The organism is Pedobacter insulae (assembly GCF_900113525.1).
Classification (GTDB): domain Bacteria; phylum Bacteroidota; class Bacteroidia; order Sphingobacteriales; family Sphingobacteriaceae; genus Pedobacter; species Pedobacter insulae.
The window spans coordinates 210,333-231,233 of sequence record NZ_FOPP01000009.1; the positions used below are offsets into that span (position 1 = coordinate 210,333).

Genomic DNA, 20,901 nt, shown 5'->3' on the forward strand with positions numbered 1-20,901 from the left:
AACGTTACGCTTTATTATTAATTTTATTTCTAAGTTTAGGGTTTCAAAATAAACAAGATGAAACGAATATTATTATTAGCAGTTACCTTTTTATTTGCAACTTATCAATTATCGGCACAAACAAAGCATGAAAATGCCGGTTGGTTATTTTTATTGAACAGCACTAAATTTAATGAAAAATGGGGAATGCACCTGGATGTGCAGGTGCGCTCTAACGACAACTGGGCAGGTACCAAGAATATATTGTTCAGGCCAGGCGTTACCTATTTTATTGATGGCAAGCAAAATGTAACAGCTGGATATTTAATGGCTACTACCGATCTTGGTTCAAATACTTTGGTTGAACATCGTGTTTGGGAACAATATATTTACAGCCATAAGATCGGCAGTATTTTTACGGCTCATCGGGTACGATTGGAACAACGGTTTTTAGATCAGCCAAATGAGAACTTTACCCAGCGTTTGCGCTATTTTATCAGATTGGTTAAACCCTTAAAGGAAACGCCAGATGGTTTTACAAAAGGGGCATTTTTAGCGCTCCAAAACGAAGTGTTTTTGAATATTCAAAATAAAGCTCTTGTTAATAACAGCCTTTTTGATCAGAATAGGTTATATCTGGCTGCGGGTTATCGCTTTTCTAAAAAGATAGATCTGGAAGCTGGCTATCTTAACCAAGCTATTCATGGAAGAAACAATAACACTGTCAATAATGTAGTTCAACTAGCACTTTATACCAGGTTTTAATTAATCCGGTATAAAGTGCCAGCTGAGCATTTGTGTGTGAAGAATGGTTTATATTTTTCTTACAGAGCCAGATCCGTTTACTCTTTTTTCTACTTGGGCATTGCCACTGTAATAAACAGAGCCAGATCCGCTAATCACCGCTTCTATTTTATGGCTTGCATTTACATTTACCGAACCGGAGCCACTAATTACGGCTGATAGGTTTCCAACAGAAAATCCTTTTTTAGTGAAAGAACCGGAGCCGCTGATTACAATGCTTGCAGCATCGGCACCGCCAGTAAAATTAAGATTTCCAGAGCCACTAATTACGCCATTAAAATTTTCGATATCCGCAGTTGCAGAGATACTGCCAGAACCACTCAAAGTAGCGGTTAAAGCCTCTTCCTTAATCTTCCCGTTTACCGTCATGCTACCATTGCCACTCATTGTTAAACTTCTAATGGTTTTTGCAGAAACGTAAGCTGTTATTTTTTTGTTCGCATATTTTCTTGCCCAGCTTGTCCAGCTATTTTGCGGTCTGATGATCAAAACATTGCCTTTAACTTCGGTAACTAAAGTGGCTATGGCATCAGCATCGCCCTCAAATCGTAAACCTTCGGTATTTCCTAAGGTAACGATCACGTGAATGGGGCCGCCAGCAGCAATACCATTAAAGTTTTTTACTGCTCGCTCATCTTCTTTTATTTTATAGAGACCCGGTGCCTTAGGATTCGAAGCTGAAGCAGGAATGAAATTGACACTAAATATCGCAAGAATCAGACTTAATGATAGGAATTTTGTTTTCATAGTGTTTGTAATTTTGGGGTTTTATAATAAGACGATGGTTGCCGGACAAAAGTTGCATCGACTTGAAAAAAATTATCAACTGATATAATTAGCTCTCTTTCTGAATCTTTATGTAGAAGTTTGGATCAACCTTAAATAATTCACTGGAAACTGCAGGGTCAATTTTGCTGCTTTTCCAGTCGTTTGTTGGATGAATTAACGTGTAGCTATCTGGTTTTAAGGATACCTTTACAGGCATGTCAAAGCCTTTCACATCGGTAAGCCAGCGGTATTGCAAGATGCCATTTTCAATTTTATAGGCTAATACCGGAATTTTAGCATGGCGTAAATACTGATCAAAAACCTTGTCAAGTTTTAGTCCGCTCTGTTTGGCAATATACTTTTCGACCTCTGCAGAAGTAGTAGTGGTATGATAAAAAGTTTTGTTTATCCCTCTTAAAATCTGCCTAAATTTCTCATCGTCATTCACAAGTTGACGAATGGTATGGATCAAACTTGCGCCTTTGGGATAAATGTCCGGACTTCCTTCTTTATTTACATGATATGGGCCTATCATCGGACTACGGTTGCCAATTCCTCGTCTTAAGCCGATTAAATATTCTTCGCCGGCTTTTTTGCCTTGAGTATATTCTGTAAATAAGGCTTCCGAGTAGGTGGTAAACCCTTCGTGAACCCACATGTCGGCAATGTCTTTGGTGGTTACATTATTGGCAAACCACTCGTGCCCACTTTCGTGAACGGTGATGTAATCCCATTTTAAACCATGGCCGGTGCCCGACATATCGCTTCCCAAATATCCTTTTTTAAATTGGTTGCCATAAGCCACGGCACTTTGATGTTCCATGCCTAAATGCGGTGCCTGCACTAATTTGAAGCCATCTTTATACCAAGGATAGGGGCCAAACCAGTGTTCAAATGCCGCCAGCATTGGTTTCACATCTGCATCCCAATGTGGGCGTGCCACTGCGCTATCTTCCTTTAGCGACCAATAATCAATTGTAAGTGGCCCATTTTCCCCGTTGTAACTATCTGTCCAATGCGCATATTTGCCGATGTAAAATGAAACAGTATAATTATTAATTGGGTTGCTAACAAACCAGTTATGCTCACGGTAACCATCTGGTTTATCTACAATACTGCGTAAACGACCGTTAGAAACTTCGTCTAAATCCTTCGGTGCCGAAATGCTTATCAACATGCTATCAACTTCATCGCTTTGGTGGTCTTTGGTTGGCCACCATACACTTGCACCTAAACCCTGACAGGCTACAGAAACGAACGGATTGCCAGCTTTGTCCTTTCTAAAAATGAAGCCACCATCCCAAGGCGGATTGCGGGCCACGCGAGGCGAACCTCCATAAAATACCGTGAAGCGGTCTTTTGCCCCTTTTTTAATGGTTTTAGGGAACGTTACAAATACAGCACCAAATTCGCGGGTAAAGGGAACTTCAGCCCCCTGATAAACCACCTTCTCAATTTTTAAATTTTCGAATAGGTCAAACTGGAGCTTCGTAAAATCTTGTGTTGCGGTAAAAGCAAATTCATTGCTTCCACTTAACGTTTTTTTATCGATATCGATTTTTACCGCCAGGTGGTAATAATTAATATCGTAGCAAGTGCGCAATGGAGTGAGCATCCCCCGTAAGGTGTCGGCCCTGGTATAGTTTTGCTTGCCGTTTAAAAGCTGTGCTTGTGTGCTGTGGTTGAAAAGAACCAGTGCAAAGAGCGATAATATTATTTGTTTCATCTTTTGTTGAGTTTGCCTTTAATTGTCTATCATCCCGTCATTTCGAGGTAACCCCAGTCATTGCGAGGTAACTCCCCGTCATTGCGAGGTACGAAGCAATCTGATGGTGAGATTGCTTCGCTGCGCTCGCAATGACGACTATTAACGTGTTAAAACTTTTACGGTTATGAAAGAACTATTATGCGTGTCATGATAAATTCTATGGGTGGCTTTCTGAAAGTCTTTTGGCTCTGCCTCATAAATATTCATGAATTTTTGAGGATTTCTATCCGCTAATGGGAACCAGGAATTTTGGATCTGGATCATGATGCGGTGTCCTTTTTTAAAGGTATGCGCTACATCAGGAAGCGGATAGCTAACCTTGGTAATGGCTTTTGGAACAAATGGTTCAGGTTTTTCAAAGCTATTGCGGTATTTTCCACGTAAGATTTCTCCACGAACCAGCATTTCATAACCGCCCATTATTACACCAGTAGGGTTGGGCGAGGGATTTTCTGCGTCTTCCGGGTACACATCGATCAATTTCACCACATAATCTGCATCAGTGCCCGTTGTTGAAACCACTAAATTTGCCAAAACAGGTCCGGTTAGGGTAATATCCTCTGTTAAAACATCAGTTTGATAGGTTTTTACATCTGGTCGGCGAGCGGCAAAACGCTGATCATCGATCATGTATTCTCGTGTTCTCCTATCCTGCACACCATTTTGGTAGGGAACTGGATTGGCAGGGTCACTTACGTATTCGTCCCAGCTATCAGTTCGCCCTACTTTATCGAAGGCTAATTTCCCATTGGGATGAAGGTATAGATTTTTGTTTTCCGTGTCGGCAGGTGGCCAAGCATCGAATTTTTTCCATTGGTTGCTTCCTGTGACAAATATATTAGCCTCGGCAGGTTTAAAATCACCCTCACCTTTTAAATGGTATTTAAAGAAAGGAAGTTCTAAATTTTCCTGGTAATAGGTGCTCGTTGGTTGCCCAAACTGGATATCGCCAAAGCTACTTCCTGTACCGCGCACCCAACCTCCGTGAAACCATGGTCCGGCAACCAAAATATTGTTTGCTCCAGGATTTTGCTTTTCAATAGCTTTATAGGTAGCAAAAGTTCCGTACGCATCTTCAGCGTCGAAAAAACCACCTACCACCATTACGGCAGGCTTTATATTGGTTAAGTGTGGTGTAATTGTTCTGGCTTTCCAGAAAGTGTCGAGGTTGGGATGCTTAAACAAGTTATTCCAGAACTTAATGCTATCGCCAAAATATTTGTCTTTTAAATTTTTAACAGAACCTGCTTCCAAATAAAAACGGTAATTATCTTGAATAGGGAATTTAAAAGGTTTAGGGCCTTTATCTGGCGTAATGGGTTTTGGCCGCGGTACGCCGAAACTACTCATAAAACGAAAGGCATCATTCAAAAATAATGCGCCACCATGGTGAAAGTCGTCTCCAATAAACCAGTCCGTTACCGGTGCTTGAGGCGAAACGGCTTTTAATGCCGGATGTGCATTGGGTAGGGAGGTGGTAGAATAAAATCCGGGATAGGAAATGCCCGAGATGCCCACTTTGCCATTGTTGTTTTGAATGTTCTTAATCAACCAATCAATCGTGTCATAGGTGTCGGTACTTTCATCAATGTCTTTCGGCCCTTTTTTTAAAGTTTGAGGTCTGATGTCTTCAAAATTTCCTTCACTCATCCAGCGTCCGCGAACGTCTTGATAAACAAAAATAAACCCTTCTTTCATTAGTGCAGGAAAAGTGCCTAAGCTTAATTTATATTTGTCTTCGCCATATGGCGCAACGGTATAGGGTGTACGAGACATTAAAAAGGGATATTTTTTGCCCTGATCTTTCGGGATATAAATTGAGGTAAACAGCTTAATCCCGTCGCGCATTGGAATTAGTCTTTCTATTTTGGTGTAATGACTGCGAACATAAGCTGAGTCTGTTTCTTGCGCCATTGTGCCAGTGGCAAATAAAAAGGTAAATAGGATAGATAGGCTTAAATTCTTCATATGAATGAGGTTGAATTAAAGCTTAAATATAGAAATTACTAGATTAATTTTGGTAAGACGATAAATAAGTTACAGACCGTCAACCTTTCGACCTTCCAACAATTTGATTATCTTTGCCCTATAAAATTCTTGAAAAATATGCAATACGATGTCGTTGTTATAGGCTCGGGTCCGGGCGGTTATGTTGGTGCCATTCGCTGTGCACAGTTAGGTTTAAAAACAGCAGTTATAGAAAAGTATAAAACCTATGGAGGAACCTGCTTAAATGTAGGCTGTATCCCTTCAAAAGCGCTGTTAGATTCGTCTGAACATTTTCATAACGCAGCACACAGTTTTACAACCCATGGTATTAACCTTAAAGATTTGAAGGTTGATATGAAGCAAATGATTGCTCGCAAGGATGATGTGGTTTCTCAAAACACAGCAGGTATTACTTATTTGTTTAAGAAAAATAAAATTGATGCCTTTGAAGGTGTGGGTTCATTTGTAGATAAAAACACCATTCTGGTGACGAAAGCTGATGGGACTACAGAAACTTTAAGGGCTAAAAATGTAATTATTGCTACAGGTTCGAAACCTACCGCTTTGCCATTTTTACCAATCGATAAAAAAAGGATCATTACCTCTACCGAGGCTTTGAATATTAAGGAAGTGCCAAAAACCATGGTGGTAATTGGCGGTGGTGTAATTGGTTTGGAGTTGGGTTCTGTTTATGCACGGTTAGGTACTAAAGTTTCGGTAATCGAATTTATGCCGTCTATTATCGGAACAATGGATGCCGGTTTAGGTAAAGAATTGCAACGGGTTTTAAAGAAATCATTAGGCATGGAATTCTTTATGGGCCATAAAGTTACTGGCGCTACAACTAAAGGCAAGACGGTTACCGTTACAGCAGATAATGCGAAAGGAGAACCAGTTAAATTTGAGGCAGATTATTGTATTGTTGCCGTTGGTAGAACGGCTTATAGTGAAGGACTGGGGCTTGATAAAATTGGGATCACTGTAGAAGAAAGAGGAAAGAAAATTCCTGTAAACGAGCATTTAGAAACATCAGTTAAAGGAGTTTATGCCATTGGTGATGTAATTACCGGTGCCATGTTAGCGCATAAGGCGGAAGATGAAGGAATTTATGTTGCAGAAACGATAGCGGGACAAAAGCCACATATTAATTATAACTTAATTCCAGGGGTAGTTTATACTTGGCCAGAGGTAGCTTCGGTTGGGCAAACTGAAGAGCAACTGAAAGCAGCTGGCGTAAAATATAAAGCAGGTTCATTTCCTTTTAAAGCAAGCGGAAGAGCTAAAGCAAGCATGGATACCGATGGCTTTGTAAAAGTTTTAGCTGATGAAGCAACGGATGAAGTATTAGGGGTGCATATGATCGGGCCTCGTGCAGCAGATATGATCGCAGAAGCGGTGGTTGCCATGGAATTCCGTGCTTCGGCAGAAGACATTGCGAGAATATGCCATGCTCACCCAACTTATACTGAAGCGCTTAAAGAAGCTGCTATGGCAGCAACTGAAAACAGAGCAATACATATTTAAGTAAAATCGACTTCGTAAGTCGGCAGTTTTAAGCCGACTTACGAAGTCGGTTAACTTGATTTTTTGGCCGATGAGAAAACTTTTTATCATGCTAGTTTTATCGCTTGTTTTTTCGGCTTGCGTTCCTCTTACTGCAACGCGATACCTAATGCCCGATTCGAAAGATAGCGCCCGATTTAACAATGTAACGATTGAAAAATCAATTACCCCATTTCACTTTGGCACTAATTACCCCAATCAGCAGTTTGCCGCCTTAAAACAACGTCTTGATACGGCACTCCGAGCGACAAAAACGAATGTATTTTTGATCATCAAAAATGACAGCATCATTTATCAACACCTATCCGAAGGAACAGATTTGGCAGATAAGCAACCTAGTTTCTCTATGGTTAAGTCTTTTGTTGGGACGCTGGTAGGTATTGCGGTAGACCGTGACCAAATTGCCTCCACCAACGACTTGGTGATTAAGTATCTTCCCGACTTGGCAAAAAACGACGAGCGTTTTAAACGGTTAACCATCCAACACGTGTTGGATATGAAGAGTGGTTTCGATATCAATGAGCGGGCATTCAATCCTTTTTCGAGAATTGTGCGCATGTATTATGGCGCTGATTTAAAAAGGATGGTGCGTAACCTGAAAATGAAACACGAACCCAATACTGTTTTCGAATATCAAAGTATTAACACGCAAGTGCTAGCCATGATATTGGAAAAAGCTACAGGGAAAAAATTGCAGGTTTTGTTACAGGAAGATCTTTGGAAGCCTCTGGGAACGGAGAGTGAAGCTTTATGGAGTTTAGATAACGAAAATAACGTGAAGGCATTTTGCTGTATGTATGCCACTGCGCTTGATTTCGCGAAATTTGGGAGACTTTACCTCAATGGAGGTAATTGGCAGGGTAAGCAGATAATTTCCAAAAAGTGGATTGATTTGACAACACATCCCGATACATTAACAAAAAATCGATATAAGAACCAGATGTGGTCTGGCCGTAATTATCGCTACGTCGAAAATCCAACTGATAAGCAATTAGTTTATGATTACAAAGCTCAGGGAATGTTCAACCAATCGATCTATGTAAATCCGCAAAACAAAGTGATCATTGTTCGGTTAGGTGGGCGACAAAAACAGGTAAACTTTCATAGCTTTGTAAGGGAAATTGGTCGGTCGATTAAACCTTAAAAGCATGAATACTTCAAATACTTTTTCAGCTTCTCCGTACAGTAAAAAGCGGGTAAGGTTTGCTATATCGCTGTTTTATTTTGGTCAGGGCGTAGTTTTTGCTACCTGGGCCAGTCGCATACCCGATTTAAAATCAGCCTTGCAACTTTCTGATGCAGCTTTAGGGAGTGTTTTATTAGCCTTGCCGGTGGGACAGCTGCTTACCATGCCTATTTCGGGAAAGTTAACTACAAGTTTTGGCAGCAGAAGGATGCTCGCTTTCGCAACACCATTGTATGCATTGGCGTTAACCGTTTTGGCCTTGGCAACAACCGGCTGGCAGCTCGCACTATTTCTTTTCTTATTTGGCGTGTCTGGCAATCTTTGTAACATAGCCTTAAATACACAAGGGGTTGGGGGAGAAAAATATTACGGGAAACCTATCATGACTTCATTTCATGGGGCATGGAGCATTGGCGGTTTTTCGGGAGCGCTGATTGGCCTGTTAATGGTAAATCTGGATCTCGTGCCCTTAATCCACTTTTGGATAATTGCGGGCCTGGCATGGTTGCACATTTTTATTAACTACAGATTTTTGATCGTCAAACAGGGTTCGCAACAACAGGAAAAAACAAAGCTGTTTACCAAACCACAAGGAGTGCTAATTCAGTTAGGGATCATTGGTTTTTGTAGCATGGCTACCGAAGGGGCGATGTTTGATTGGAGCGGAGTTTATTTTAAAGATATTGTAAAAGCACCAAATTCGCTTATCATACTAGGTTATGCATCGTTTATGGTTATGATGGCTTGCGGAAGATTTTTAGGCGATAAAGTTATTGCGCACTACGGCAGAAAACGCTCCCTGCAAGTAAGCGGGATAATCATGTCGGCCGGAATGTTTATTGCTGTTATATTTCCTTACCTTATACCGGCAACGATTGGGTTTATGTTAGTGGGTATAGGCGTTTCGGGCATTGTACCGATGGTTTATAGCGTGGCTGGAACGAATTCAAAAGTTGCTCCCGGCATTGCACTGGCCATGGTTTCGGGAGTAAGTTATTTTGGTTTCTTAATGGGCCCGCCGTTGATAGGCTATATTTCTGCCCTTTCTAGTTTGCAATATTCTTATGCAATTATTGCTTGTTTTGGCTTGGTAATTACGTTGATTGTTGCAAAGATTAGTGCGATAAAGTAAAAAAATGGTCGCCAGTTTCTTGGCGACCATTTGACTTAGTCTTTCTTTTTAAACCATCCTTTTACTCTCTTCGAGCCTTTGTCCATGGCAATATACATACAAGGAACCAGGATCAAAGTAAGGAATGTTGCGAAACTTAAACCAAAGATCATCGTCCATGATAACGGGCCCCAGAAAGCTACGTTATCACCACCAAAATACAAGTGGGGTTTAAATTCCGAGAACAAGGTTACGAAGTCGATATTCAATCCTACAGCTAATGGAATTAATCCCAGCATCGTAGCAGTTGCGGTTAATAGAACCGGTGTCATACGCGTACGGCCTGCTTCAATAACTGCTTCTTTAACAGATACACCCTGTGAAACAAGCAGGTCTGTAAATTCTACTAAGAGGATACCATTTCTCACCACAATACCTATTAGTGCTACAATACCCAACATTGACATCATTACCGAGAACGGCATGTTAAATAACATACATCCTCCCAACACCCCAATTAAACTGAACAATACCTCTACTAAAATGATGATCGGTTTACTGATAGAGTTAAATTGAGTTACCAAAATTATCAGGATAACGCCAATGGCGGTTAAAAATGCACCTCCCAAAAAGCCCATCGTTTCTGCTTGTTCTTCCTGATCACCGGCCATTTTAATTTCCACTCCAGCAGGCGCTTTAAACTGTGCAACTTCGGCAGTAACATTGGCCACAACTTGGTTAGGGTTAAAGTCGCCCAACACGTTCGATGAAAGAATGATAATTCTTTTTTGTTGCTTGCGTTTAATACCACCGTAGGTATTTACATATTCTATATCAGCGAATGAAGAAATAGGTACCTGTCTGATCTGCCCACCCATAGCCATATCGCGATAGGTTATCTTCATATTCCTTAAGGCCTCAAGGTTGTTTTTTTGATCGTCCTGTGCACGAACATTGATTTCGTAATCTTCGTTATCATCTCTAAATTTTGAAAGCTCACGACCATATAAAGCAGCACGAAGATCCTGCGCAATCTGACCTGAAGAAATGCCTTCACGGTTTGCTCTTTCTCTATCGATGTTGAAGATTACTTCGGGCTTGTTGTTTTGGAAATCCGATTTCAATTCTTCTACACCTTCGATTTGCTTGCTGATTAAATGTTTCTTCAATCTTTCAGAAGTGTTTACAATCGAATCCAAGTTGTCGCCAGTAATCTCAATACTAATTGGTTTTGCTGTTGGCGGACCGCCCTGTTCCTGGGCGACTGAAATTTCGGCACCAGGAATATTTTGAACAGCTTTTCTGATTTTATCTAAATATTCGGAAGTATTAACCCCATTCCTTTTTCCAAACTCAATGAACGAAACGGTTACTTTACCTTTATTAGGATATTCGCCCTGATCTTCATCCTGTGGATCAGTTACGCCTTTGGTTACGTTAGCAATAATGGAGGTAACAACTGGATCTATTTTGCCATTGCTCGACAATACCTTCGTTACTCTTTCTTCCACCTTTTTAACCACTTCATTGGTATAAGCCTGATCTGTACCGACAGGTAAGCCCACATATACATAGACAAAGTTTGGATCGGCTGAAGGGAAGAAGATCACTTTTTGTCTTCCACTCATCACTAAAGCAAAAAATAAGATAAATGTTGCAACGAATAAACCAAGGGTTCCCCAAATTAACTTTAGCGGATGCTCAACTGCCCAGTGTAATACTTTTACATATTTGTTCTGGAAAGACGGCCATAATTTTTGTTGGAATTTCTTTACGGCATTCGTTAACACAAAGTGGTTTAACAAGTACAATAATGCTAGAAATACCACGAAATTTCCGATACCCATATTGATCAGATAGCCTAAAAGGGCAACTCCACCCATAATGAGTAAATTCTTTCTTATTTTTTTATCGAAAGTTGGCTTCTTAGCTGCTTCATGATCGTCATGTGCCATAAAATCAACCGCGAATACCGGATTGATAATATAGGCAACGATTAAGGAGGCCAGCAAGGTAACAATTAAAGTTACGGGTAAGAAGAACATAAATTCGCCAATAATACCCGGCCAAAATAATAGTGGCGCAAAAGGAGCAAGCGTTGTTAAAGTTCCGGAAAATACCGGCATGAACACTTCTCCAGCCGCCATTTTAGCCGCTTTAACAATAGGTACTTTTCCATTGTCGAATATCCTGTGCGTGTTTTCAATTACCACAATCGCATCATCCACTACAATTCCCAGTCCCAATAGGAACGAGAAAAGTACAATCATGTTCATCGAGAAGTTAAAGCCAAACATGCCTCCTAAAATAGGCATGGCCAAGAAGGCGATAAACATGGACAGGGGTACGGATGAGGCTACAAATATCGCATTGGTTACTCCCATAAAGAACATGAGAATAATAGTTACCAATACAAAGCCAATAATAATGGTATTAATCAAATCGTGTAAAGTAACACGAGTTTGGTCTGATTGGTCGCCGGTAACCTTAATTTCTAGGCCTTTAGGTAAAACGGTCGACTTCATATCTTTCAAAATCGCATTGATTTTGTCGGAAGCTTCGATCAGGTTTTGTCCAGAACGTTTTTTAACGTTTAGGGTAATTACGTTTTTGCCATACAAACGCGAATAACTCGTTTGTTCTTTGAACGAATCTTTTACTTCGGCAATATCACGTAGATATACGGACGCGCCAACCGGCGTTTTAATGACAAGGTTTGCAATTTCTTCTGCACTCTTGAATTCTTTTTTTACGTTTAATGTACGACGTAAGCCATCCATTTTAACCGTACCACCAGATGCAGTTAAATTTTCATAACCTACCGCGTTTTGTATATCGTTAAAGGAAATTTGGGCGGCAGACATTTTATTCATGTCTACGTTAATCTGAATTTCCGGATCTAGTGCGCCTACAATATCAACACCCGAAATTTCTGGTAGTGCCTCTACTTTATCCTGAATGTCATCAGCATATTGCTTCAATTTCTTTAAATCGAAGTCGCCAGAAATATTCAGATACATGATCGGCATGTCGGATAAGTTAATATCCATCACCACCGGATCATCAGGTAAATCGTTTGGTAAATCCGTTTTCGCTTTATCTACAGCGTCTTTAATACGCTGTTTTGCATCTTTAATATCCACATTAGTACCAAATTCTGCCGTAATGATCGAGAAATCCTGGTAAGAATTGGAGGTAATCTTCTTTAATCCTTGGGTAGATTTAATCTGTTTCTCTAATTGTTTGGTTACCAAATTCTCCATATTCTCGGGAGAAGTACCAGGATATACAGTTTGAACAAATATTTTGGGGATAATTACCTCTGGGAAATTTTCTTTTGGAGTAGCATTATAGGCGAAAATTCCGGCAATAGTAATCATGATTGTCAGCACATAAATGGCTGTCTTGTTATCTATCGCCCAGCTTGAGGGTTTAAATTCTTTGTTGACGTCTTTCATTGTTGTTGCGTTTTGCGTTTAAAACTTAACTGGATCACCTTCATTCAGGTTCTCTGCACCGGTAACGATTAATTTATCACCCACCTTTAAACCAGATAAAATCTCGCTTTTCCCATCAATTGTTCTGCCTATGGTAACTTCAGCACGTTTTGCTTTGCCGTTTTCAGAGATGAATACATAAGAGCCGTTCTCTGATTTTTGGATCACATTTACTGGAATTACAAGGGCTTTGCTATTGGCATAATCAACCACTTTTAAAATGGCAATCATGTTTGCACGATATTTTTTGTTTGAAGGCAATTTTACCTCTACGCTAAAACTACGCGAAGCCGGGTCGATTACTCTTGAGGCGAAAGAAACTTTAGTGGTTAAACTATCCTTCAAGTCTGGGAATATAACCCTAACATCATCTCCCTGTCCAATTTTGCCTAAATATGATTCTGCAACCAAAGCTTTTGCTTTTAAGTTATTTGCATTTACCACTCTAATGGCACTCATGCCCGGCATTGCAGTCTGCCCAACTTTAAGATCCATTTGCTCAATCGTACCCGAAATAGGTGATTTAATCTTATACATAGATTGTTGTGAACGTAAAACTCCCATTTGACGTTCTAGTCCTTCTTTTTGGGTTTTAGCATTTAAGAATTGCACTTCGGTACCGATCTTTTGATCCCATAGATTTTTTTGGCGATTGTATAAGTTGGTGGCCAAATCAATTTGGGTTTGCAGCTGAGCGATACTTTGACGCAATACATTATCGTCTATTTGGGCAAGCACCTGACCTGCACTAACCGATTGACCAATATTTGCATATACTGCTTTAACAATACCTTGTGTTTCTGGATTAACGGATACATTTTGTTCAGCATCAACTCGTCCTTGTATTTCTACATAGTTTCTAAATGTAGAAGTTTCAAGCGTTAAAACACTTACTTCTTTTGTTTCAACAGAATCTTTGGTGCCAACTTCAGTTTCAAGCGCAGCAATTTTGCTGTCTAGTTCAGTGCGTTGTTTCTTTAGGTCTGCCAATTCTGTTTTTTTATCTTTAGGCTGTGAACAAGCAGCTAAAAATGCGATGGTCGATATTAGTAATATTCGTCTCATTGTATAATAATTTGTAAGGTTTAATAGTTAATGTTTCCCAGTGCTTTATCAAGATTTACTTTATTAATAAGCATATCGTATAATGCGCTGATATAGTTGTTTTGAGCTTCTTTTAGCGAAGTTTCGGCAGTCGTAACTTCTAAACTCGAGCCTACGCCTTGCTCGTATTTTATTTTGGTAACCCGCAACACTTCTTTAGCCAAATCCATGTTTCTTTGCTGGTTTTCCAACGATTTTTGACCATTTAAATAGGTGGTTTGGGCTTGCGAAACTTCAAGATCAATTGAATTTTGGAGATTGATTAAGTTATTTTGGGTTTTCAAGGCTTCCAACTTAGCATTTCGCAATTGATACGTTTTTTGTCCGCCAGCATAAATTGGAAGAGAAAGTTTGAGCCCGATCACTGTACTTGGAAAACTTTTATCGTACAGGTTAGAGAACTTATTATCCTGGAAATTAGCTGAGGTATTCCCAAATGCCGCTAATGTTGGTAAAAATAAGCTCTTGTAGCGTTTAACATCTAACTCGTTTAATTTTTGCTGTGTTTGTAATAAAGAATATTCAATCCTTCTATTGTATGCTTGGCCATCGTTTAGAATAGGAGTACTGTCTACATTGATGGTTGTAATTTGATCGGTTAAGGAAAGTGTACTTCCAATTGTCATGCCCATTTGAAACTTTAACAGATTTACATTTAAGGCCAATAATCTAATAACATTTTCACGTTCTGTAACTAAATTATTGTTTAAAACTGTCAAACGGTCTACATCAATTTTTTCAGCAAAACCATTCTTGAATAATTGTTCCGTATCATTTAATGTTTTTTTGAGGCGATCGATGTTAGCATCAATCAAGGCTAGTTGTTCTTTGCTTACCAAAACAGAATAATAGGCTTTAGTAACGGCAACGGTTGTCTCGATTTTTGTTCTTTTTGTATTTTTTACAGACAGCTCCTTATAGGTTTTTGATGCTTGAAGGCCTACTAGGTAACTTCCATCAAACAAAAGTTGGGTTAACTGTAAGCTGGCGGATGATGTAAACTTTGTGCCAAATTGGACTGGTGTTGACCCCCCAAGACCAGGTGGCATGGTAATTGGGTTTCCGTTCCCGTCTTTTACATTGTTATCAGTAAAAGCTTTGTAAACCAATGGTGAAATAAAATCAGGGAAGATTGAAGTTGGCATTTTTAGAAAGTCATTAAAATCGGCATTTGCACTTAACTGTGGCAAGCCAATACCGATAGTTTGTTTTACCGTATTTTTGGCAATTTGCTCGTCAATTTCGGCATTCAAAATGCTGGTTTGGTGCTTTTGCGCATAGCTGATTGCTTGATTTAAGGTAAAAGTGGCAACGGTATCTTTTTGTTGTGCTTTGGTGGGAATGGCCCAGCTTAAGCAAAAAAGGAAGATGTAAAGTTGATGTTTCATAAAATTATGATTGGGTAGCTTGGTTTTTGTAATAATTAATTTTTTCTAATCCTTTGGCGTTGCAGATTCCGTAAAGAAAATGCTCGGTTATTTCTAGCATTACCTGCGTGATGCTGTATTTGTTAGCGGTATAATTGTTGGGTTGACTAAAAAGCAAATCAACTTGCTCTAAGCGCATTTGACCTAAAATGTCTGTTTTGATTTCGCTGCGATAAAGACCTTCTTTAATGCCTCGTTCCAAATTTGCTTGGATGCACTTACCCAGGTTTTCTTCTTTAAAGCCCTTGAAAGCTAACCATGCCTTTGGATGATATTTTTGTAGATCGTAAAAAAGCTTTGGGTTCATGTTGGATAATAATTCATGGATGTTTGTTATAGCAAAAAATAATTCCTCAACTGCATCTTTGGCTTTGGCAGCACAAGCATCCATCACGAACTTTTGCGCCCCTAATTTATCCTTTATTAAAATATTGACTAACTCATCTTTATCGCTAAAATGCTGATAAATAGTTTTCTTAGACATTCCCAAATGTTTTGCAATGTCATCCATGGTCACACTCTTAAAACCAAACTGGCAAAAAAGCTTATCCGATTCTTCAACTATGTATTCTTTTACTTCCAATTTTACATCCTCTTTTCTAAGCTCATACTAAATTCGGACGCAAAACTATGGAAACTTTTTTCAATTCCAAAGTTTCCTGATTAATATTTTTATCTCCTCCACCAAAGTAGGCTTCTCTGCAGTTAAACTAAGTTCTCCGTGACTAAAATTGGCTTGGTCTTGTATAGATATTTTGACCACGGATTGTTTCTCTCTCGATTGCGATGTTGATTGTTGACTTTCCATGATACAAAAAAATAAAAATTGAGCTTCTTAATATAGGCTTTGTCGGTGAAGTACGGATTTTGTTAGGTGAATGGAGATTAGAGAAAACTTCGTAAGTTTAGGGTCATGAAAAAAGGAAGAATCGAAGCATTTAGCGACGGAGTTATTGCGATTATCATTACCATTATGGTATTGGAGCTTAAAGTGCCCCATGCTGCAGAATTTAAAAATTTATTGGCACTATGGCCAGTTTTTTTAAGCTACATACTTAGTTTTATTTATGTGGGAATTTATTGGAATAACCATCATCATCTATTTGTTGTGGTAGATAGAATTAATGGAAGAGTACTTTGGGCGAATATGCATTTGCTATTTTGGCTTTCGATGGTGCCATTTGCGACTGCCTGGATGGGCGAAAATCACTTTGCACCTGCGCCGGTTGCGCTATATGGTTTTGTTTTGCTGATGAATGGGATTGCCTATAGCATTTTAACGCGCTCGTTGATTAAGCATCATGGCAATGATTCTGTTTTGGCAAAGGCTGTGGGAAGCGGATTTAAGGGCACCCTATCTGTTGCTTCTTATGCGCTGGCAATTGGATGTTCATTTTTTTCGGTATGGATATCCGGAGCCTTCTATGTATTTGTAGCGCTGATGTGGTTAATCCCTGATAAAAGAATTGAAAAGACTTTGGAATAAGCTCATGTCTTACTAATTAGTATCTTTGATCCAATTAAGAATATTTACATGTCTGCTTTACAACAACACATTTCTTTAAAGCCCTATAACACGTTCGGTATTCAGGCTCATGCCGAGTCATTTGTCGATATCCAACAAGAGTCTGATTTAAAGGAACTGTTAACCCATCTAGATCAAGAAGCCCAGGAAATTTTAGTGCTCGGAGGTGGGAGCAATATGCTTTTTACCAAAGATTTTAAGGGGCTTGTAATTAAAGTCAGTATCCCTGGAATTAGTTGTGTAGAAAATGGTGATGAAGTGATGGTTACCGCAGGGGCGGGGGTAGTTTGGAATGATCTTGTTAATTTTTGTGTAGCGAGAGGTTTTGCCGGATTAGAAAACTTAACTTTAATTCCCGGCACGGTTGGCGCATCCCCTATCCAAAATATTGGTGCGTATGGTGTGGAGTTGAAGGATGTTTTTAACAGCTGCAGGGCTTTTGAGCTAGCAACTGGGAAAATAGTAACTTTTAATCATGCCGACTGTAAGTTCGGATACAGAGAAAGTATATTTAAAAACGAGCTTAAAGGCAAGTACATTATTACCTCAGTAACCTTTAAGTTAAATAAACAGGCCGATGTTAATATTCAATATGGTGCAATTAAAAATGAACTATTTGAAAGAAATATAAAACAACCCACCATTGCAGATGTTTCAAAGGTGGTAGCTGCTATTCGGGTAAGTAAGCTCCCAGACCCGAGTACTATTGGTAATGCCGGAAGCTTTTTTAAAAATCCTGTTATTGAAGGAAAGCAATTTGATGAACTCATTGCTAAATTCCCAGAAGTTGTTCATTATCCGGCACCTGCCGGGAAAATTAAAGTTGCGGCGGGATGGCTCATAGAGCAATGTGGTTTCAAGGGAAAAATTGTTGGCGAAACCGGAACCTGGAAGAATCAGGCATTGGTATTAGTGAACCACGGCAAGGCAAGTGGACAAGAAGTGTATAATTTTTCAGAACAAATCATTGATTCGGTGCGTGCCAAGTTTGGTGTCCTATTAAGTAGAGAAGTAAACATTTTTTAGGAAAATGCGTAATGGTGCCCTTAGGCTATCTTTTCCGTGTCGAATATAAGTTTTTGAATTTTTGGTATTAAAGTTGTATAGGTTTCAGTATACAACGAACAGTTTGCAGAACCACCTAAGGCGGCTGTTTCTTTTTTAAAAATTAAAATTAAAACTATGACACAGCTTCAATTTAACCACCAATTGCATGATTATTCTAGTTCTTTACAGTCATTCGCTTTAAATTTTACGAAAGATATTGAAGATGCCAACGACTTGGTTCAAGATACGATGTTAAAAGCAGTTACTTATTATAGCAAGTTTAAAGAAGGTACGAATCTTAAGGGATGGTTGTTTACCATTATGAGAAATACGTTTATCAATAATTATAGACGCATGGTGAAAACAAATAGCTTAATTACGCAGACGGATGATATTTCTTCAGCAAACTTACACTATAGTGCAAGTAGAAATGCCGTAGAAAGTAAATTCGTGATGGGCGATATTCACAAAGCACTTGCTACTTTACAGCCAGAATATTATGTCCCGTTTATTAAATATTTTGAAGGATACAAATACCACGAGATTGCTGATGAATTAGCGATCCCAATTGGGACTGTAAAAACTCGCATTCACGTAGCTAGGGGGATTTTGAAAAAATATCTAAGAACCTACGCTAAAGATATGGTTGATACTAACAACTAGAAATTACTTTTAGTTTAAAAATGCTCCTTGATGTAAAAATTAAGGAGCATTTTTTGTTTGAAAGTTATTGTCAATTCCGTCATTGCGAGGAGCTGCGAGCACGAAGCAAAGCAATCTCGATCAAAATCATTACTTTTGGAATTGCATTTAATAACCACTAATGACGCATATTTTTCTTTACCTCAATTTATTTCTCTTCCTCATTCCATTTGCTCTCATAATTGATAAAAGGAATTTCACTTTAGCGGATGTCTGGTCGCTTTTTATCCCTTCCTTAGTTGTTACCGTTATTTTCTCTGAAACTGGGGTGTTTCTTGCTGGATTAAAAGTTTGGAGCTTTAATCCTGAATATTTAATAGATATTACCTACAGAAACATTCCCTTAGAGATGTATTTGTTTTATTTTACTTCTAGTTTTGCCTCCTTGGCGGTTTATTGTTATTTAAATGCCAGGTTTCCAAAAAATGATTTACAGAAATATAGCTTGTCGCTTAGTAATTTATTGTTGGGTTTAATGATTGCATTTTTGTTTTTCGCCTATACAAAGTGGTACACTGTTATTACATTTGCCATTTTATTTTTGCTGATGTTGTTTGTCGAATATAAAAATCAACTCAGATTTATGTACCGGTTTTACAGGGCCTTTGCCGTTTGTCTAATCCCCTTTTATATCAGTTTCGGAATACTTTGTAACATGCCAATAATAAATTATAAGGCTTCAGAAACACTTGGTGTAAATTTGTTCAATATACCAGTCGAAAATCATTTCTACATGATGGGCATGCTGTTGCTTGGGGTGTATGTATTGGAAGTTTTGAAAAGTAGACGGGTTAAATAATGGAGTTGCCCAGCTATACCAAACAACAACTTGCTTTGCGTAACGGACAAGATAAACCACAAATTTGGATTGCCTATAAAGGCTTGATATATGACGTTGGTAGTAGCCGGCTATGGAAAAATGGAAAACATTACGAGCATTGGGCAGGACAGGATTTAACTGACGAACTGCCCGATGCACCGCATACTGAAACGGTATTTGAAAAATTCGAAGTTATAGGGAGGTTGATGACTGTTTAATTAAGTTATATGAGAAACCCTTGTCATTCTCGCCCAAAACGGACACAAATAGAGTGCTATCATTTTTTTTGACGTATTGAATTTTCTTCGGGAAATCATGCGCTAAGTTCTCAAAGGAAAGTTTGTCTTTAACAGCTCTGTTAAGCACAAATTCAATTGTTTGTCCATTATTTTGATTCAATACTTTGGCAGCATAACTAATCTTATCACCATTTATTTTGATCGATAAGAGCTCTCCAACTACTTTAATGCCATTTTTTACTTTATAAGAACTTCCTTCAAGGGCGTTATCGTTTTTAATGGTCCAGGTTTCATAACTTTCTTTATTTTCTATTTTCCAGGTGCCAGCTAAAAAACGGAGGTCTTTAACCTGCATGGTTGAAATGGTTTGGAAAGATACCAAGCATACAATGAGTGACGAGAATAGTTTCATTTGAATAAATTTAAGGTTTATATAGCAAAGATCTCCTCAAACGCAATAACAAAATTGTAAAAATGCGACATTAGAACCGACTTCGTAAGTCGGCGTTTTTTTGCCGACTTACGAAGTCGGTTTTGAGAATAAGCTAGACATTTTTAAATTATCTGAATAGAATTTTTTAGGGTTAACTCCGGTAAATTCTTTAAAATCTTTAATAAAATGTGCTTGGTCAAAGTAATCATTTTTATAAGCTAGGCTTGTTAAACTTTCAAAATCTCTATTGAGCATTGTATTTAAAGTTACTTGTATTCTAATAATCTTGGCCAACTGTTTAGGACTTAAGCCTATTGTATCGGCAAATCGACGTTCTAACTGTCGGCGATTAATATTTGCCTTCTCTGATAATTCTGAGACTGAAAGTTGTCCTTTTAACTTTAATATTGTTTTGACACTTGATTTTATCATCCGATCTACCAATTCGGGTGCAAGTAATCTGCTCATCAAAAAATCTTCAATGATAGTTATTCTTTTTTGTGTTGTGAGGGCATTAACTACTTTAAGCTGTAGCTCTAGCCCCTCATTTCCAAACAACTCCGAAATTGATACGGCTTTATTTTCCATTTGTTTCAATGGAAGCGTGGCAAATGACGTGAATCCATCTGGGTGAAACCTTACAGCGAATATGCTGGTGATTCCCGCAGGTTCAATTTCTAAGGGTTTAGTTATTTGCCCAAATACAAAGCAATTTGGTTGTTCAATAGTTTGTCCGTTGGACTGATACTGTATATAATGATCGCCAAGGTGGAAAATCATTTCCATACACCCATCTGGTACTATTCGCTGTTTTTCTGGCGGATCTTGCTTTTCAATGTCTAATGTCCAATAACACTTTACAAACGAGTTAACAAGATTAGAAGGTTCGAAAGTTTGATAATCCATGTTTAAACTAATGGTTTATCGACTTCGTAAGTC

Annotated in this window: 19 protein-coding genes; 9 read left to right on the forward strand and 10 right to left on the reverse strand. The window is 38.8% G+C overall.

All coding sequences use genetic code 11. The annotated features are described in order from the left end of the window. Positions 1-57: 57 nt before the first annotated feature. Entirely contained in the window at positions 58-744 is a 687-nt protein-coding gene (locus BM207_RS15275; RefSeq protein ID WP_090996203.1) for a DUF2490 domain-containing protein, read from the forward strand. 48 nt (positions 745-792) lie between these two features. On the opposite strand, the gene BM207_RS15280 is transcribed toward BM207_RS15275, so the two are convergent. The 3 genes from BM207_RS15280 to BM207_RS15290 form a co-directional block, all read right to left on the reverse strand. After that, on the reverse strand, positions 793-1,530 hold the full coding sequence (locus tag BM207_RS15280) for a head GIN domain-containing protein (RefSeq protein WP_090996207.1): 738 nt from the start codon (positions 1,528-1,530) through the stop codon (positions 793-795). 88 nt (positions 1,531-1,618) lie between these two features. Then, the gene (locus BM207_RS15285; RefSeq protein ID WP_090996211.1) at positions 1,619-3,277 is read right to left on the reverse strand and encodes a M1 family metallopeptidase; all 1,659 of its coding nucleotides are present in this window, start codon (positions 3,275-3,277) and stop codon (positions 1,619-1,621) included. 141 nt (positions 3,278-3,418) lie between these two features. After that, entirely contained in the window at positions 3,419-5,287 is a 1,869-nt protein-coding gene (locus BM207_RS15290) for a CocE/NonD family hydrolase (protein ID WP_090996214.1), read from the reverse strand. Positions 5,288-5,425: 138 nt separating this feature from the next. Between BM207_RS15290 and lpdA the strand changes: the two genes are divergently transcribed. The 3 genes from lpdA to BM207_RS15305 all read left to right on the forward strand — a co-directional run bounded on the left by lpdA (position 5,426) and on the right by BM207_RS15305 (position 9,189). Beyond that, positions 5,426-6,832, forward strand: coding sequence for a dihydrolipoyl dehydrogenase (lpdA, locus tag BM207_RS15295; RefSeq protein WP_090996217.1), 1,407 nt, complete (start codon positions 5,426-5,428; stop codon positions 6,830-6,832). A gap of 70 nt (positions 6,833-6,902) precedes the next feature. Then, entirely contained in the window at positions 6,903-8,015 is a 1,113-nt protein-coding gene (locus BM207_RS15300) for a serine hydrolase domain-containing protein (RefSeq protein WP_090996220.1), read from the forward strand. A gap of 4 nt (positions 8,016-8,019) precedes the next feature. Further along, entirely contained in the window at positions 8,020-9,189 is a 1,170-nt protein-coding gene (locus BM207_RS15305; RefSeq protein ID WP_090996222.1) for an MFS transporter, read from the forward strand. A 35-nt stretch (positions 9,190-9,224) separates the two neighbouring features. Here the strand turns inward: BM207_RS15305 and BM207_RS15310 are convergent, their stop codons facing one another. Genes BM207_RS15310 through BM207_RS19145 form a run of 5 tightly spaced genes read right to left on the reverse strand, consistent with a single transcriptional unit; the run spans position 9,225 to position 16,004 of the window. After that, entirely contained in the window at positions 9,225-12,626 is a 3,402-nt protein-coding gene (locus BM207_RS15310) for an efflux RND transporter permease subunit (RefSeq protein WP_090996224.1), read from the reverse strand. Positions 12,627-12,644: 18 nt separating this feature from the next. Next, positions 12,645-13,730 carry an efflux RND transporter periplasmic adaptor subunit gene (locus tag BM207_RS15315; protein ID WP_090996227.1) on the reverse strand — a complete coding sequence of 362 codons (1,086 nt, stop codon included), beginning with the start codon at positions 13,728-13,730 and terminating at the stop codon, positions 12,645-12,647. Positions 13,731-13,750: 20 nt separating this feature from the next. Continuing rightward, positions 13,751-15,157, reverse strand: coding sequence for a TolC family protein (locus tag BM207_RS15320; protein WP_090996229.1), 1,407 nt, complete (start codon positions 15,155-15,157; stop codon positions 13,751-13,753). Between the two features lie 4 nt (positions 15,158-15,161). Beyond that, complete coding sequence (locus BM207_RS15325; protein WP_090996232.1) at positions 15,162-15,779, reverse strand: TetR/AcrR family transcriptional regulator; 618 nt, start codon at positions 15,777-15,779, stop codon at positions 15,162-15,164. A 60-nt stretch (positions 15,780-15,839) separates the two neighbouring features. Beyond that, entirely contained in the window at positions 15,840-16,004 is a 165-nt protein-coding gene (locus tag BM207_RS19145; RefSeq protein ID WP_177217141.1) for a hypothetical protein, read from the reverse strand. A gap of 105 nt (positions 16,005-16,109) precedes the next feature. Here BM207_RS19145 and BM207_RS15330 point away from each other — a divergent pair, with 105 nt between their 5' ends. From BM207_RS15330 to BM207_RS15350, 5 genes are all read left to right on the forward strand, one after another. Next, positions 16,110-16,682, forward strand: coding sequence for a TMEM175 family protein (locus BM207_RS15330; RefSeq protein WP_090996235.1), 573 nt, complete (start codon positions 16,110-16,112; stop codon positions 16,680-16,682). Between the two features lie 48 nt (positions 16,683-16,730). Beyond that, the gene (gene murB / locus BM207_RS15335) at positions 16,731-17,747 is read left to right on the forward strand and encodes a UDP-N-acetylmuramate dehydrogenase (protein ID WP_090996238.1); all 1,017 of its coding nucleotides are present in this window, start codon (positions 16,731-16,733) and stop codon (positions 17,745-17,747) included. 156 nt (positions 17,748-17,903) lie between these two features. Continuing rightward, on the forward strand, positions 17,904-18,431 hold the full coding sequence (locus tag BM207_RS15340) for an RNA polymerase sigma factor (protein WP_090996241.1): 528 nt from the start codon (positions 17,904-17,906) through the stop codon (positions 18,429-18,431). Positions 18,432-18,591: 160 nt separating this feature from the next. After that, positions 18,592-19,269, forward strand: coding sequence for a lycopene cyclase domain-containing protein (locus tag BM207_RS15345; protein ID WP_090996244.1), 678 nt, complete (start codon positions 18,592-18,594; stop codon positions 19,267-19,269). After that, positions 19,269-19,508 carry a cytochrome b5 domain-containing protein gene (locus BM207_RS15350; RefSeq protein WP_090996247.1) on the forward strand — a complete coding sequence of 80 codons (240 nt, stop codon included), beginning with the start codon at positions 19,269-19,271 and terminating at the stop codon, positions 19,506-19,508. Before BM207_RS15345 ends, BM207_RS15350 begins: the two co-directional genes overlap by 1 nt. Here the strand turns inward: BM207_RS15350 and BM207_RS15355 are convergent. After that, a complete protein-coding gene (locus tag BM207_RS15355; protein WP_090996250.1) occupies positions 19,483-19,941 on the reverse strand; it encodes a DUF6265 family protein in 459 nt (152 codons plus the stop codon). The genes BM207_RS15350 and BM207_RS15355 overlap by 26 nt on opposite strands. A 108-nt stretch (positions 19,942-20,049) precedes the next feature. Beyond that, positions 20,050-20,868 carry a helix-turn-helix domain-containing protein gene (locus BM207_RS15360; protein WP_090996253.1) on the reverse strand — a complete coding sequence of 273 codons (819 nt, stop codon included), beginning with the start codon at positions 20,866-20,868 and terminating at the stop codon, positions 20,050-20,052. Positions 20,869-20,901: the final 33 nt, after the last annotated feature.